Raw genomic sequence first — 15004 nt, forward strand, 5'->3', positions numbered from 1 at the left:
CGGGCGCCCGTGCGCGTCACGCGCGGCTCACGGCGAGGACGGTGACGTCGTCGAGCGGCGTGCCGGCCGCGGCCAGCGTCCGCACCCGCTCGACGAGCGCGTCCACGCCGTCGGCCTCGCGCACGAGGCCGCCGATGAGGTCGAAGGCCGGGTCGCTGCCGCCGAACATGTCGAACAGGCCGTCGCTGAAGGTGACGAAGGTGTCCCCCGGGGCGAGCACGACGTGGCGCTCCTGCCAGCGGTGGTCGGCGTCGATGCCGACGGGCAGGTCGGTCGTGCAGAGGTGCGTGACGGCGCCGTCGGGGTGGACGACGATCGTCAGGCCGTGCCCGGCGTCGGCGTAGCGGAGGAGGCCCGACGCCGCGTCGAGGTGGCCGTGCTGCAGCGTGACGAACGCGCCCGTGCGCTCGAGGTCGGCCTCGAGGGTGCGGGCGGCGTCCGTGACGAGGAGCCCGGTGTCCTCGAGCACGCCCGCGCCGAAGCGGTCCGCGGTGCTGGCGATCCCGCGGAGCACCGCGCGCACGGTCGCCGTGAGGATCGCCGCGCCCGTGCCCTTGCCCATCACGTCGGCGATGGAGAAGCGCAGGCCCGACGGGGTCCGCTCGTAGTCGTAGAAGTCGCCGCCCACCACCTGCGCGGGCACGCACACCGCGGCGATCCCGTAGCCGGGCAGCTGGACCTCGGCGGCCGGCAGCAGCGCGGCCTGCACGGCCTGCGCGCGCTCCATCTCGACGCTCGCGATGAGCTCGCGCTGGGCCCACTCGGCGAGCTCCGCGAGGAGGGCGAGCTGGCCATCGTCGAGCGAGCGCGGACGCAGGTCGTAGAGGCAGAAGGTGCCGATGACCACGCCCTCGGCGTCGTGCAGCGGCTGGCCCGCGTAGAACCGCACGTGCGGCTCGCCCGCGACGGAGGGCAGGTGACGGAAGACGGGGTGCTCCTGGGCGTCCTCGACGACGAGGACCCGGTCCTCCCGGATGGTGGTGTCGCAGAAGACGGCGCTGATGGGCGCCTCGCTCATCTCGGCGCCCGCGCAGGAGGCGAACCACATGCGGTCGTGGTCGGCGAGCCCGATGGTCGACAGGGGCACGTCGAAGGCCGTGCGCGCGAGCCGCGTGACGCGGTCGAAGCGCTCCTCGGGCACCCCGTCGAGCAGGCCCAGGGCCTCGACGGCCCGCTGCGTAGCCGTCGCCCGCGCGTCCTCGATCAGACTCATCCCCGCCCCCTCGCCGTCATGGACCCCCGTCCACGGCACCCGAGATCTCGGGCATCCTCAGCTTACGTGCCCTGATGGATGGGGCGCGTACCAAGTAGCGCTACCGGCTCTTCCCCGGTGTCCGTCCCAGTGGTCCCCGCGGCACGGTGGACGGGACGACGACGACGGCGGATGCGGTGCCCCCGCAGGGAGTCGAACCCTGACCTGTAGCGATTTTAAGTCGCCTGCCTCTGCCGATTGGGCCACGGGGGCTGGGCGCCGGAGCGCTCCCGACAGCCTACGGTCGACGCGCCCGGGCCGCGTCCACCCCGCGCGCGCGGGCCGCTGCCCTCGGCGGGACGCTCCCACCGGTCGCCCGCGCATGACGACGGCCCGCAGGCTGCTGCCTGCGGGCCGTCGGACGGGTGGTGCCGGGGGATCATACGGATCAGGCCGTGCGGTCCTCGCCCGTGGTCTCCGCGGTGGGCGACGTGCTGTAGCTGCCGGCGAGGGCCGGGGACTTCTCGCCCTCGCTGGGCGCGTCGGCCTTCTCCTCGGCGGCCTTCCTGGCGGGTGCCGCGTCCTCCTTCTTCGGGGCCGGTGCCGCGTCCGCCGCGGGGCGCGGGCGCGACGCGAACGTCTCGAACGCGGTGCGCGGGGTCTCGCGGGCCTCGATGGAGACGATGTCGCGGCCCCAGACGAGGTTGTTCAGCCAGCCCGTGACGACGCGCGCCTTGCGCTCGAAGCTCGGGATCGCGAGGCCGTGGTAGCCGCGGTGCATGACCCAGGCGGGGAAGCCGGTGATGCCGACCTTCCCGGACTGGAACGCGCCCTGGTACAGGCCGAGGCCCGCGACGGCGCCGAGGTTCTTGTGGAAGTAGTCGGTGATCCCCTCGCCGCGGATGCTCGCGGTGAGGTTCTTCGCCATGAGCTTGCCCTGGCGGACGGCGTGCTGCGCGTTGGGGACGCAGAACCCGCCGACGCCGCCGCCGGTGAGGTCGGGGGTGGCCGCCACGTCGCCGGCGCCCCAGGCGTCCGGGACGATGCCGTCGTCGCCCTCGACGCGACCGTCGGCGCGCACGCGCAGGCGCCCGCGCTCCTCGATCGGGAGGTCGGTGTTCTTCAGCATGGGGCTTGCCATGACGCCCGCGGTCCAGACGATGACGTCGGACTCGAAGGACTCGCCGGTGGACAGCTCGACGACGCCGCCGACGGCGGACTTCAGCTGCGTGTCGAGGTGCACGAGCGCGCCGCGCTCGGCCAGGTTCTTCAGCACCCAGTGGCTGGTCTCGAGCGAGACCTCGGGCATGATGCGGCCCATCGCCTCGATGAGGTGGAAGTGCGTGTCCTCGAAGTCGATCTCGGGGTACTTCTTCACGAGGTCGGTCGCGATGCTGCGCATCTCGGCGAACACCTCGATGCCGGCGAAGCCGCCGCCGACCACCACGAAGGTGAGGAGGCGGTCGCGCTCGGGCCCGGCGGGGAGCGTCGCGGCGCGGTCGAAGTTCGCGAAGATGCGGTCGCGGATCGCGACGGCCTCCTCGATGGTCTTCAGGCCGATGGCCTCGTCGGCCACGCCCGGGATCGGGAACGTGCGCGAGACGCTGCCCGCGGTGACGACGATGATGTCGTAGGAGAACTCGTACGGCTCGCCCACGGGCGGCGTGATGGTCGCGGTCTTCGACGCGTGGTCGATGCCGGTGACCTTGGCCGTGACGACGTTCGTGGTGCGGAGGTGGCGTCGCTGGGACACCACGGCGTGGCGCGGCTCGATGGAGCCGGACACGACCTCGGGCAGGAACGGCTGGTACGTCATGTACGGCAGCGGGTCGACCATGGTGACCTCGGCCTCGCCGGATCGGAGGTGCGACTCGAGCTTCCATGCCGTGTAGAAACCGGCGTAGCCGCCGCCGACGATCAGGATTTTGGGCACGATGGATGACTCCCTGCAGGTTGTGGTCGAAATCAGGCTACCCCTATCGGAGCAGCCGTCTGAAATGCCGGTACGCCACGACGCCCATGGCGGCCGCGAGCGCGGCGAAGACGGACAGCACGAGGGCGGGGATCCCGACCTGGCGGAGCGCGCCGGCCGTCGGCACGGCGTCCGCCGCGGGGTCGGCGGTCGGGCCGTCGGCGGGGACCGCGGGCTCGGCGTCAGGGCGCGCGGACGCCGCGGGATCCGGCGTCGCGACGGGGGCGCGGCGGTAGAGCCGCACCCACTCCTCCAGGTCGCCGAGCGGCTTGCCGCTCGCGGGCGCCACCGGCGCGGTCACGGCCGCGGCCGCGTCGACGAGGCCGCGGCCGTAGATCTCGGGCCGGCCCTCCTGCCGTGCGGTCGCGAGGACCCGCTCGACCACGTCGTCGGCGTCGAGCTCCGGGTGCGCTGCCCGCACGAGCGCGACGACGCCGGAGACCAGGGGCGCGGCGCCGCTCGTGCCGTCCCACTGGACGTACCCGCCGCCGGGCTCGACGCCCACGAGCTGCTCGCTCGGCGCCGCCACGGCGATGGTGATGCCCTGCGAGGACGCGTCGAAGCTCGCGGCGCCGGACCGGTCGACGCCCGCGACCGCGAGCACGCCCGGGATGGTGGCGGGCGCGCCCACCTCGGTCGTGCCGCTCCCCCGGTTGCCGGCGGCCGCGACGACCACGACGTCGTGCTCGTAGGCGTAGAGGAAGGCGCGGTCCCAGCTCTCCGGCCAGTCGAGGGAGTTCCGCGTGAGCGACATGTTGATGACGCTCGCGCCGTTGTCGACGGCCCAGCGGACCGCGTCGGCGATCTGGGCGTCCTCGTCGCGGGCGCCCGGGGTCGGGCCGCCGAGGGCGACCGAGACGCTGAGGAGGCCGGCGGCCGGCGCGACGCCGATGACGCCCGAGCCCGTGCCCGTGCCGCGGCCCGCGAGGAGCGACGCGACCATGGTGCCGTGCTCGCTCGAGGCGCCCACGGGGCGGGTGCCGTCCGCGGATCCGACGCCCGACACGTCCGTGCCGCCGACGACCGCGCCGCGGAGGTCGGCGACCGAGGAGTCGACGCCGGTGTCGATGACGGCCACCGTGACGCCCTCGCCGCGCGTGGTCTGCCACGCCTGCTCGATGCCGTAGTCGCGCAGCCAGTACTGCCGGTCGCGCACGGGATCGGCGGCGGCCGGTGTGACGGTGGGCAGGGCGGCGGCGAGGGCCAGGATCCCGACGGCGACCGCGCGTGCCAGCCGGCGCCGCGACGCGACGGGCGCCCGCGTGCCGGGTGCGGGGGTCATGCCGCGTCGTGGTCGGCGCACTCGCACACGTCGGGCGACCACGACGCCCGCGCGAGCGCGATGTCGCCGACGGGGTTCACCCCCGGGCCCGCGGCCAGCGCGTGGCCGGCCAGCGCGTGCAGGCACTTCACCCGCACGGGCATGCCGCCCGCGGAGACGCCCGCGAGCTCGGGCACCACCAGGATCGAATCGCGGTCGGCGAGGTAGGACGCGTGGGCGGCGGCGTAGGCGTCGCGCATCCCCTCGTCCTCGGCGAGGTCGTCCTGCAGCTCGGCCATGACGTGCTCGGCCTCGAGGTGCGAGATGGCCGCGGTGGCCGCCGGGTGGCACAGGTAGTAGAGCGTGGGGAACGGCGTGCCGTCGGACAGGCGGGGCGCGGTGCTCACGACCGTCGGATTGCCGCAGACGCAGCGCGCGGCGATGCCGACCACGTCGCGGGCCGGACGGCCGAGCTGGGCGGAGACGACGCGGACGTCGCGCTCGGAGGGCGGGTCGAAGGGGGGTCGGGTCACTGGTCGCCTCCCTGGACGGATCCCTGGAGCTGGTCGGGCGGGGTGTCGCTGAGGGCGCTGGTGAGCGCGGAGCCGAGGAGGGCCTGGACCCAGTCCTGCCGGGTCTCCTGCAGGTCGTCGCTGATGGGCGCGCCGTCGGCGGTGGTGGCCGGGTCGTCGGACGCGGCGGGGAGGCCGCGGACGAGGTAGCTCGTCTCGCCGGGCATCACGTAGAAGAGGCGGTCGCGCACCTGCGCCTTGAGGAACGCGGGGTCGTCGTACCGGGCGCGCTGGTCCTGCAGCTCGGCGATGGTGCCCTTCTGGGCGTCGACCGCGCTCTGCAGGCTGCTGAGCTGCTCGCGCTGCTCCAGGTAGATGCGCAGGCCCGGGGCGAGCACCACGACCGTCAGGACGAGGAGCACGAGGACCATCGCCGAGAAGCCGGAGAAGCGCATGCTGCGGAGCCAGTTGCCGGCGGGCGCGTCGGCGTCGGGCAGCGCCACGGGGACGCGCTCGGTGCGCGGCCGGGCGGAGCGGCGGGCGCGGAGGGTGTCGAGTCCGGGGAATCGGGCCATCGGTCCTCCTTCGGGTGCGGTGTCGGGCGGCGGCGGGTCGTGCGGCGGACGGGGGCGGCGGGACGCCGGGCCGCGTGGCCCGTCGCCCCGCCGCGTCGTCCGGTGGTGCGCCGAGGGCCCGCCGCCGCGTCGCGGGGCGGGCCGGTCGGATCAGGCCTGGAAGCGCGGGAAGGCGCTGCGGCCGGCGTAGACCGCGGCGGCGCCGAGGTCCTGCTCGATGCGGAGGAGCTGGTTGTACTTGGCGACGCGCTCGCTGCGGGCGGGGGCGCCGGTCTTGATCTGGCCCGCGTCCACCGCGACCGCGAGGTCGGCGATGGTCGTGTCCTCGGTCTCGCCGGAGCGGTGCGAGAGCACGGTCGTGTAGCCGCTGCGCTGGGCGAGGCTGACCGCGTCGAGCGTCTCGGTGAGCGTGCCGATCTGGTTGACCTTGACGAGGATCGAGTTCGCGACGCCGCGTGTGATGCCGTCCGCGAGGCGCTTCGGGTTCGTGACGAACAGGTCGTCGCCGACGATCTGCACCTTCGAGCCGAGCTCCGCGGTGAAGTGGTCGTACCCGGTCCAGTCGTCCTCGTCCAGCGGGTCCTCGATGGTGATGAGGGGGTAGGACGCGACGAGGTCGGCGAAGTACGACGTCATGTGCGCCGCATCCACCTTCTGGCCCTCGAACGTGTACGCGCCGTCGGAGTGGAACTCGCTGGACGCGACGTCGAGCCCGAGGGCGATCTGCTTGCCGGGGGTGAAGCCGGCGGACTCGATGGCCTCCATGAGGAGGTCGAGCGCGGCGCGGTTGCTGTCGAGGTTCGGGGCGAAGCCGCCCTCGTCGCCGAGGCCGGTCGACAGGCCCTTGGCCTTCAGGAGCGCCTTGAGCGCGTGGTACGTCTCGACGCCCCAGCGCAGGCCCTCCGAGAAGGTGGACGCGCCGACGGGCAGGATCATGAACTCCTGGATGTCGACGTTGGTGTCCGCGTGCGAGCCGCCGTTGATGACGTTGAGCATGGGGACGGGCAGCGTGTGCGCGTTCGGGCCGCCGAGGTAGCGGTACAGCGGCAGCTCGGCCGAGTCGGCCGCGGCCTTCGCGACGGCGAGGGAGACGCCGAGGAGCGCGTTCGCGCCGAGGCGGGACTTGTTCTCGGTGCCGTCGAGCTCGATCATCGTGGCGTCGATGATGCGCTGGTCCGCGGCGTCGAGGTCCTGGATGGCCGGGCCGATCTCGTCGACGACGGCGGCGACGGCCTTCTGGACGCCCTTGCCCAGGTAGCGGCCCGCGTCGCCGTCGCGCAGCTCGTACGCCTCGAACGCGCCGGTGGAGGCGCCGGACGGGACGGCGGCACGCGTGAACGTGCCGTCCTCGAGGAGCACCTCGACCTCGACGGTCGGGTTGCCCCGGGAGTCGAGGATCTCGCGTGCGTTGACTGCTTCGATGGCTGCCACGGAATGGTCTCCTTGCGTTGCGGTGGGGGGTGTGAAGTCGCGTCCATCCTAGCCGCGGGCCCCTCGCGAGCCGCGGGCGCCGGGATGCGCGCAGGTGTCGCGCAGGTGGCGGATCAGCCGCGCGGGCCGCCGTCGAGCGGGCGCTCCTGCAGGGACGCGGCGTCGGCGGTGCCGGCGTCGACCGCCGCGAACGTGCGGAACCCCTGCAGCCGCAGCGACTCCAGGAGCGGCGCCACGTTCTTCGGGCGCGGCTCGAGCCGCACGCGGCGTCCCGTCGCGACCAGCTCCGCCTTGAGGCGCGCGAGCACGGCGACGGGGGTGCGGCGGTCGTGGACGAGGGCGATCGCGTCGGCGTCCTCCGCGGCGGGCAGGACGGCCAGGTCGACGATCCGCTCGAACCCGATGGAGAAGCCCGCGGCCGGCACGTCCTGGCCGAGGAAGCGGCCGATCATCCCGTCGTAGCGTCCGCCGCCGCCCACGGAGCTGCCGGACGCGGGGTGCGCGATCTCGAAGATGGTGCCCGTGTAGTAGCCCATGCCGCGCACCAGGGTCGGGTCGAAGCGGAGGGTGACGCCGTCGGGGAGGCCGACGAGCGCGTCGGCGAGGGTATCGAGGTCGGCGACCGCGTCGGGGTCGACGCCCGCGGGGAGGATCGCCGTGATCGCGTCGGCCGTGAGCGGCACGCCGCCGTCGGCGAGCGCGGGCTCGATGCGCGCGAGGATGCCGCCGAGCACGTCCGCCGCGTCCGCCCCGCCCTCGGCGAGCTCGGCGACGACGCCCACGGCGCCGATCTTGTCGAGCTTGTCGATGCTGATGAGGGCCTGCGCGTGGCGCTCGGGCGCGAAGCCGCAGGAGTCGAGGATGCCGGCGAGGATGCGGCGGTCGTTCACGCGGATCGTGCAGCCCGTGAGGCCGAGGGCGTCCAGGGTCGCCGCGGTCGCCGAGATCAGCTCGACCTCGGCCAGCTGGCCGGGCTCGCCGATGATGTCGATGTCGCACTGCATGAACTGGCGGTAGCGGCCCTTCTGCGGGCGCTCCGCGCGCCAGACCGGGGCGGCCTGGATGGCGCGGAAGACGCCCGGGAGCTCGGCGCGGTGCGAGGCGTAGAACCGGGCGAGCGGCACCGTGAGGTCGAACCGGAGCCCGAGGTCGGAGAGCGCGAGCACGTCGCCGGAGTCCGCCGCCGCGTGCAGGTCGTCCCCCGAGAGCCCGCGCTTCAGCACCGAGTAGGCGAGCTTCTCGTTGTCGCCGCCGAGGCCCGCGTGCAGCCGGCCCGACTCCTCGACCACGGGCGTCTCGATCTCGTCGAAGCCGTGGGCCCGGTACGTGCGGCGGATGACGGCGAGCGCCTGCTCGCGTCGGGCCTTCTCGGCGGGCAGGAAGTCGCGCATGCCGCGGGGCGGCGTGATCTGCTGGGGCATCCCCCGATTCTGTCAGGCGGCGGGCGGGCCCTCGGGCGCCCGACCGGCCTCCGCCGCCGCGGCGGCCGCGGCGGCGTCGATCCACGGCTCGATGCGCGGCGTGAACGCGTCGATGAGCGCCTCGAAGCCGCGCAGGGCCCGGTCGCGGTCGCCCGAGATGACGAAGTCGAACTGGAGGCCGTAGGAGCCCGCCTGCAGGAGGTCGGCCGTGTCCACGGCCACGTCCTCCGGCACGCCGTGCGCCAGCATCCAGTCGAGCCCGAAGCGGCGCCACGCGGTGACGCTCGCGATCGCGTGCGGCCGTACGACGCCGTCGCGGGTGCGGAGGAGCGCCGCCTCGAACTCGAGGCGCTGGAAGTCGCGGTTGACGTCCGTGAGGCGCCAGCTCCAGGCCCGGGTCGTCCACTCGCGCAGCTCCCAGGAGGGGATCTCGCGCGGATCGCCGGCCACCATCTCGGACTGGCGCTGGTCGATCGCGTCCATCGCGGCCTCGAGGAGCCGCTCCTTGGAGCCGAAGTGGTAGACGAGCACGAACGTGCTCTCCCCGAGCGCGTCCGCCAGCCCGCGGAAGGTCACGGAGGCCAGCGGGTGCGTGCGCAGGTGGTCGAGGATGTGCGCCAGGAGCTCCTGGCGGCGACGCGGATCCGGAGCTGCCACGCCCCGACCATAACAACCGTGATGGACGGGTGGCGAAGACCCGTACGGTGTGAGCGCCCAGTCTGTCCGCCGTCTCCTTCGGGTGGAGGCGTCGGACGTGGCGGCCCGGGATCGGGTAAATCCCGGGCGACGCCCCCGCGGGCCGGACCTCGCCTCAGGCGCTCCGGCCCGCGCCGGCGGTCCCCGTCGGCCCGTCGTCGCTCCCCGGCCCCGTCTCGGCACCGTGCCCGGCCGCCCCGCCGTCCCCGCGCGCGGGCTCGGCGGCCCGGATCTCCGCGCCGAGCGACCGCAGCGTCGTCCGCAGCGCGCGCTCCGCGTCGAGCCCCCGGCTCCGGGCCGAGACCACCACCGCGAGCAGCAGGCGGCCGAGGTCGTCCTCGTCGTCCACCGGGATGGCCGCGGGCGCGTCCGCCTGCAGGAGCCCGATCCGCTCGGCGCGGCCGAGCAGCTTGTCGGCGAGGGCGAGGGACGGGAGGGACGCCGGGATCCCGTCGAGGACGCTCGTGCGGGCCGACTTCTCGCGGTCCTTCGCCGCGCCCCACACGCGCAGCACCTCCTCCACGGTGTCCGCGCGCTCGTCGCCGAAGACGTGGGGATGGCGGCGCACCATCTTCTCCGTGGCCGTCCGGGCGACGTCGCCGAGGTCGAAGCCCTCGCCCTCCGTGCGCGCGATGTCGGCGTGGAAGACGACCTGCAGCAGGACGTCGGCGAGCTCCTCGCGCATGCCGCTCACGTCGCCGGACTCGATGGCCTCGACCAGCTCGTGGCTCTCCTCGAGCAGGTACGGCACGAGCGAGCGATGCGTCATGCCGCGGTTCCAGACGCAGCCGTCGGGTGCCCGGAGGACGGCCATCGCGGCGGCGAGGTCGCCGACGGCCGCGGCGGCGGATCCGGAGGGCGCGGAGGGGGACGCGGGCTCGCTCATGCCGTCATCCTCGCACCGGACCGCCGGTAGGCTGATCTCCGGTGCGCCGGGAAGTCTGGTCGGCGGCGGGCGACCGTCTCCTCCTCCCCCGACCCCGGAAGGCGCACATGACCGCCCTCATCCGCTCCGAGCGCATCGCCGCCGGACTCCTCCTCTTCGCCGCCGTGGTGGGCCTCGTCGTGGCGAACACGCCCGCCGGGCCCGGCCTCATCGCGTGGGCCGACGGGCACCTCGCCCTGCCCGCGATCGGCGTCGACCTGTCGCTGCGCCACTGGGTGAGCGACGGCCTGCTCGTCGTCTTCTTCTTCATCGTCGCCGTCGAGCTCAAGCACGAGTTCCTCGCCGGCGGGCTGAACAGCGTCTCCGCCGCGCTCGTCCCGGCCATCGCCGCCGTCGGCGGGGTCGTCGTACCCGCGGGCGTGTACCTCGCGATCACCGCCGGCAGCGGCTTCGAGCGGGGCTGGCCGGTGCCGACGGCGACCGACATCGCCTTCGCGCTCGGCGTGCTCGCCGTGTTCGGCCGGGGGCTGCCCGCGGCCGTCCGCGTGTTCCTCCTCGCGCTCGCGGTGCTCGACGACCTGATCGCCATCGGGATCATCGCCGTCTTCTTCACGGAGGACCTCGCGGTCGTGCCGCTCGTCGTCGCGGTGGCGGGCGTGGCCCTCTTCGCCGTCGTCGGCCGGCTCGGCGTCGGGCGCACCGGCGCGGCCCGGACAGCCGTGGTGGCCCTGCTCGTCCTCATCGCGCTCGTCACGTGGTGGGCGACGCTCTCCTCCGGGATCCACGCCACCATCGCGGGCGTCGCCCTCGGCTTCGCGCTCCCCCGCCTCTCGGGCCTCCGCGCCGCGCACGCGCTCGAGCCCGCCTCGAACGGCATCGTGCTGCCGCTCTTCGCGTTCTCCGCGGCGCTCGTCGCGATCCCCGCGGTCGGGCTCGCGGAGCTCGCGCCCGCGTTCTGGGGCATCGCTCTCGCGCTCCCGCTGGGGAAGCTCGTCGGCATCACCGCGGGCGGGCTGCTCGGCGCGGCCGTCGCCCGGCGACGCGGATCCCCGGGCGGCCTCGCCCTGCCCGACCTCGTGACCGTGTCGCTGCTCGGCGGCATCGGCTTCACGGTGTCGCTGCTCATGAGCGAGTTGGCGTTCGCGGGCCTGGACGAGGTGCGCGACGAGGGCACCCTCGCGGTGCTCCTCGGCTCGGGCGTCTCCATCGTCGCGGCCGCCGTCACCCTGTCGATCCGCAGCCGCCGTGCCCGCCGCGCCGGGGGCGACGCGGACGCGGACGACGCGACGCGCGACGACTTCCCGGCGCACGTCGACGGCGGACCGGCCCGCGCCTAGGCGCCGGCGCCCGCCGCCGGGTCAGGCCCTCGGCGCGGACTCCTTCGCCGCGGGCGCGGGCTCCACCGTGAACACCGCGTCGAGGAGCTGGCGCACCCAGTCCACGAGCTCGGAGTCCGGCAGCGGCTCGCCGTCGCGCTTGGGCAGCGGCACGGTCACGGCGTTGGTCTGCGCGAACAGGCGGCTCCCCGGGTACATGCGCTGCAGGCGCACCTGCTTGCTGTCGGCGAGGTCGGCCGGCGCGATGCGGAGGTTCGGGCCCATGGCCACGACCTCGCTGAGCCCCGCCCGCTGCGCGACGCGACGCAGGCGCGACACCCGCACGAGGTTGTCGACCTCCACGGGCGGCTCGCCGTACCGGTCCGACAGCTCCTCGATGACCCGGTCGATCTGGTCGTCCGACGCCGCGGGCGACGCCGCCGTCGAGAGCTTCTGGTAGGCCTCCAGGCGCAGCCGCTCGCTGTCGACGTACTCCTCCGGGATGTGCGCGTCGACCGGCAGCTCGAGCCGCAGCTCGGTCTGGCCCTCGGCCACGTCGCCCCGGAAAGTCGAGACGGCCTCGCCGATCATGCGGAGGTAGAGGTCGAAGCCGACGCCCTGGATGTGGCCGGACTGCTCGCCGCCCAGCAGGTTCCCCGCGCCGCGGATCTCGAGGTCCTTCAGCGCCACCTGCATGCCGGAGCCGAGCTCGTTGTTGGCCGCGATGGTGGACAGCCGGTCGTGCGCCGTCTCGGACAGCGGCTTGTCGGCGTCGTAGAGGAAGTACGCGTACGCGCGCTCCCGCCCGCGGCCGACGCGCCCGCGCAGCTGGTGCAGCTGGCTGAGGCCGTACTTGTCGGCCCGGTCGATGATGAGCGTGTTCGCGTTGGCGATGTCGAGGCCGGTCTCGATGATGGTGGTCGAGACGAGCACGTCGAACTTCCGCTCCCAGAAGTCCACGATGACCTGCTCCAGCATGGCCTCGCTCATCTTGCCGTGCGCCACGGCGACGCGCGCCTCGGGCACGAGCTCCGCCAGCTCGGACGCGACCCGGTTGATGCTCGAGACGCGGTTGTGCACGAAGAACACCTGGCCCTCGCGGAGGAGCTCCCGGCGGATCGCCGCCGCGATCTGCTTCTCGCTGTTCGGGCCGACGAAGGTGAGGATCGGGTGCCGGTCCTCCGGCGGGGTCGCCAGCGTCGACATCTCGCGGATGCCCGTGACCGCCATCTCGAGCGTGCGCGGGATGGGCGTGGCCGACATGGCGAGGATGTCGACGTTGGCCTTCAGCTTCTTCAGCGCGTCCTTGTGCTCGACGCCGAACCGCTGCTCCTCGTCGATGATGACGAGGCCGACGTCCTTGAACGCGATGCTGCCCGTGAGCAGGCGATGCGTGCCGATGACGACGTCGACCGAGCCGTCCTCCAGCCCCTTGATGGTCTCGCGGGACTCCTTGTCGGTCTGGAAGCGGCTGAGCTGGCGCAGGTGGACCGGGAACCCGGCGAAGCGCTCGGAGAACGTCTCGAAGTGCTGCTTCACGAGCAGCGTGGTGGGCACGAGCATGACGACCTGCTTGCCGTCCTGCACCGCCTTGAACGCGGCGCGCACGGCGATCTCGGTCTTGCCGAAGCCGACGTCGCCCGAGACCAGGCGGTCCATGGGGATGGGGCTCTCCATGTCGCGCTTGACCTCGTCGATGACGGTGAGCTGGTCGGGCGTCTCCATGAACGGGAACGCCTCCTCGAGCTCGCGCTGCCAGGGGGTGTCCGGCGGGAACGAGTGCCCGCGCGACGCCATGCGCGCGGAGTAGAGCTTCACGAGCTCGACCGCGATGTCGCGGACGGCCCGGCGCGCCTTGCCCTTGGCCGCAGCCCAGTCGCTGCCGCCCATCTTGCTGAGCCCGGGCTCCTCGCCGCCGACGTACCGGCTGAGGAGGTCGAGCTGATCGGTGGGCACGAAGAGCTTGTCGCCCGGGTAGCCGCGCTTCGAGGGCGCGTACTCGATGACGAGGTACTCGCGCCGCGTCTTCACCGCGTTGCGTCCGCCGGAGGAGACCTCGCGCTGGGTGAGCTCCACGAAGCGCCCGATGCCGTGCGTGGTGTGCACGACGTGGTCGCCCGGCTTCAGCTGCAGCGGGTCGACGACGTTCTTGCGGCGCGTGGCGAGCTTCTTGACCTGCCGGCTGTCGTACCCGGCGGCCCGGCCGTAGAACTCGCTCTCCGTGAGCAGCGCCAGCTGGATCTCGGGCATCTCGAAGCCCGCGTCGATCGCGGCGCGCAGGAGGTAGGCGATGCCCGCCTCCGGCGCCGCGGGGAACTCCTCGACCACGCGCGCGGGCACGCCGGCCTCGCGGAGGACGGTGTCGGCGCGCTCGACGAGCCCGGAGCCCTGCGCGACGACGCCCACGCTCCACCCCGCCGCGAGGCGCTCGCGCACGTGCTCGACGGCGCCGTCGGCGTTGCCCGCGAAGCTCGGGACCGGATCCGCCTGGATGCGGACGGTCATGACCTCGTCGATGCCCAGGTCCTCCGGGAGCACGTCGGTGGCCTGGAAGCCCGACAGGGTCCACCAGCGGCGCGGGCCGCGGGCGTCGCGCAGCCGCCCGAGGGAGAGGAAGTCGCCGGAGGCGAGGTCGATGGGGGCCTGGGCACCGGCGGTGGCGGCGTTCCAGGCGGCGTCGAGGAACTCGCGGTTCGTGTCGGCGAGGCTCTGCGCCCGGGTGGACACGCGCTCGGGCGAGACGACGGCGATGGCCGCGTCGACCGGGAGGTAGTGGGTGACGGGCACCAGCCGGTCGACGAGCGCGGGCGCGAGGGACTCCATGCCCTCCACCGGGATGCCCTCCGCGATCTTGGCGAGCATCTGCTGCAGGTTCGGGAACTCGTGCTGCATCTCCCGTGCGCGCTGGCGCACGGGGGCGCTCAGCAGCAGCTCGCGGCTCGGCGGGAGCTCCACGGACTCGACCGTCTCCTCGAGGGAGCGCTGGTCGGCGACCGCGAACGGTCGCATCTGGTCGACCTCGTCGCCGAAGAACTCGACGCGCACGGGGTGGTCGGAGACCGGCGGGAAGACGTCGAGGATGCCGCCGCGCACCGCGAACTCGCCGCGGCGCGTGACCATGTCGACGCGCGAGTAGGCGAGGTCGACGAGCCGCACCGCGAGCTCCGACAGGTCGTGGCCGCGGCTGCCGGTGACGAGCTGCACGGGCGCGAGCTCGGTGAGGTTGTCGGCGACGGGCTGCAGCGCGGCGCGCACGGAGGCGACGACGACGAGCGGCCGCACCTGGTCGGCCGGCACCTCGCGGGCGCCCTGGCCGAGCGCGCGGTGCCACTGCTCCATGCGGCGGAGCGCGTGGATCCGCTTGCCGACGATCTCGGCGCTCGGGCTCAGCCGCTCGTGCGGCAGGGTCTCCCACGCCGGGAACTCGAGGATCTCGGCGTCGGGCAGCACCGCGGCGAGGCTGCGGCGCATGCCCTCGGACTCGCGGCCGGTGGCGGTGACGACGAGCAGGCACCCCGGGATGCCGCGCTGGATGCGCTGGCGGAGGAGCCCCGCGAGCAGCGGCCCCTGGAGCCCCTCGGTGAGGGAGAAGTCGGCGTCGCGGGAGGCCGATGCGAGGGCGTCGTCGAACGTGGAGGCGCGCGAGAGCGCCGGGATCAAGCCCTGGAGGATCACCAGATGATCGTACGCGCCGCCACCGACGTGCTCGCCGTCGTCCGCCGAGGGCGGACGGGCGGGAGCG

The 15004-nt window shown here is 74.0% G+C and carries 11 protein-coding genes and 1 tRNA gene; 1 reads left to right on the plus strand and 11 read right to left on the minus strand.

Going from position 1 to position 15004, the window contains the following annotated elements; all coding sequences use genetic code 11:
* Window positions 1–16: 16 nt before the first annotated feature.
* From AC07VC_RS07990 to AC07VC_RS08035, 10 genes are all read right to left on the minus strand, one after another.
* Window positions 17–1213 (minus strand): PP2C family protein-serine/threonine phosphatase, encoded by a 1197-nt coding sequence (locus AC07VC_RS07990; protein ID WP_317230644.1) that lies wholly within the window; start codon window positions 1211–1213, stop codon window positions 17–19.
* 177 nt (window positions 1214–1390) lie between these two features.
* Window positions 1391–1465: transfer RNA gene (locus AC07VC_RS07995), tRNA-Leu, on the minus strand.
* 175 nt (window positions 1466–1640) lie between these two features.
* A complete protein-coding gene (locus AC07VC_RS08000; RefSeq protein WP_317230643.1) occupies window positions 1641–3125 on the minus strand; it encodes an NAD(P)/FAD-dependent oxidoreductase in 1485 nt (494 codons plus the stop codon).
* Window positions 3126–3168: 43 nt separating this feature from the next.
* Window positions 3169–4446, minus strand: coding sequence for a S8 family peptidase (locus AC07VC_RS08005; RefSeq protein WP_494676302.1), 1278 nt, complete (start codon window positions 4444–4446; stop codon window positions 3169–3171).
* Window positions 4443–4958 (minus strand): DUF501 domain-containing protein, encoded by a 516-nt coding sequence (locus AC07VC_RS08010; RefSeq protein ID WP_317231179.1) that lies wholly within the window; start codon window positions 4956–4958, stop codon window positions 4443–4445. Before AC07VC_RS08010 ends, AC07VC_RS08005 begins: the two co-directional genes overlap by 4 nt.
* Window positions 4955–5512 (minus strand): FtsB family cell division protein, encoded by a 558-nt coding sequence (locus AC07VC_RS08015; RefSeq protein WP_317231178.1) that lies wholly within the window; start codon window positions 5510–5512, stop codon window positions 4955–4957. Before AC07VC_RS08015 ends, AC07VC_RS08010 begins: the two co-directional genes overlap by 4 nt.
* Before the next feature lie 150 nt (window positions 5513–5662).
* Complete coding sequence (gene eno / locus AC07VC_RS08020) at window positions 5663–6943, minus strand: phosphopyruvate hydratase (RefSeq protein ID WP_317229917.1); 1281 nt, start codon at window positions 6941–6943, stop codon at window positions 5663–5665.
* A 113-nt stretch (window positions 6944–7056) separates the two neighbouring features.
* Window positions 7057–8364: a histidine--tRNA ligase gene (hisS, locus tag AC07VC_RS08025; RefSeq protein ID WP_494676303.1), complete on the minus strand. Its 1308-nt coding sequence runs from the start codon at window positions 8362–8364 to the stop codon at window positions 7057–7059.
* A gap of 12 nt (window positions 8365–8376) precedes the next feature.
* On the minus strand, window positions 8377–9021 hold the full coding sequence (locus AC07VC_RS08030; RefSeq protein ID WP_317229915.1) for a TetR/AcrR family transcriptional regulator: 645 nt from the start codon (window positions 9019–9021) through the stop codon (window positions 8377–8379).
* 154 nt (window positions 9022–9175) lie between these two features.
* Window positions 9176–9946 (minus strand): nucleoside triphosphate pyrophosphohydrolase, encoded by a 771-nt coding sequence (locus AC07VC_RS08035; RefSeq protein WP_494676304.1) that lies wholly within the window; start codon window positions 9944–9946, stop codon window positions 9176–9178.
* A gap of 107 nt (window positions 9947–10053) precedes the next feature.
* On the opposite strand from AC07VC_RS08035, the gene AC07VC_RS08040 reads away from it, so the two are divergent.
* A complete protein-coding gene (locus AC07VC_RS08040; RefSeq protein WP_494676305.1) occupies window positions 10054–11283 on the plus strand; it encodes a Na+/H+ antiporter NhaA in 1230 nt (409 codons plus the stop codon).
* A 21-nt stretch (window positions 11284–11304) separates the two neighbouring features.
* Here the strand turns inward: AC07VC_RS08040 and mfd are convergent, their stop codons facing one another.
* Window positions 11305–14937, minus strand: a complete 3633-nt coding sequence (gene mfd / locus AC07VC_RS08045; RefSeq protein ID WP_494676306.1) for a transcription-repair coupling factor — start codon at window positions 14935–14937, stop codon at window positions 11305–11307.
* Window positions 14938–15004: the final 67 nt, after the last annotated feature.

Source organism: Clavibacter sp. GW821-FHT01D01, assembly GCF_059422605.1.

Bases quoted from the DNA above. Each gene is read 5' to 3' on its own strand.
- AC07VC_RS07990 (WP_317230644.1), bottom strand. From the start codon at position 1,213: ATGAGTCTGATCGAGGACGCGCGGGCGACGGCTACGCAGCGGGCCGTC.
- AC07VC_RS08005 (WP_494676302.1), bottom strand. From the start codon at position 4,446: ATGACCCCCGCACCCGGCACGCGGGCGCCCGTCGCGTCGCGGCGCCGG.
- AC07VC_RS08015 (WP_317231178.1), bottom strand. From the start codon at position 5,512: ATGGCCCGATTCCCCGGACTCGACACCCTCCGCGCCCGCCGCTCCGCC.
- hisS (WP_494676303.1), bottom strand. From the start codon at position 8,364: ATGCCCCAGCAGATCACGCCGCCCCGCGGCATGCGCGACTTCCTGCCC.
- AC07VC_RS08035 (WP_494676304.1), bottom strand. From the start codon at position 9,946: ATGAGCGAGCCCGCGTCCCCCTCCGCGCCCTCCGGATCCGCCGCCGCG.
- AC07VC_RS08040 (WP_494676305.1), top strand. From the start codon at position 10,054: ATGACCGCCCTCATCCGCTCCGAGCGCATCGCCGCCGGACTCCTCCTC.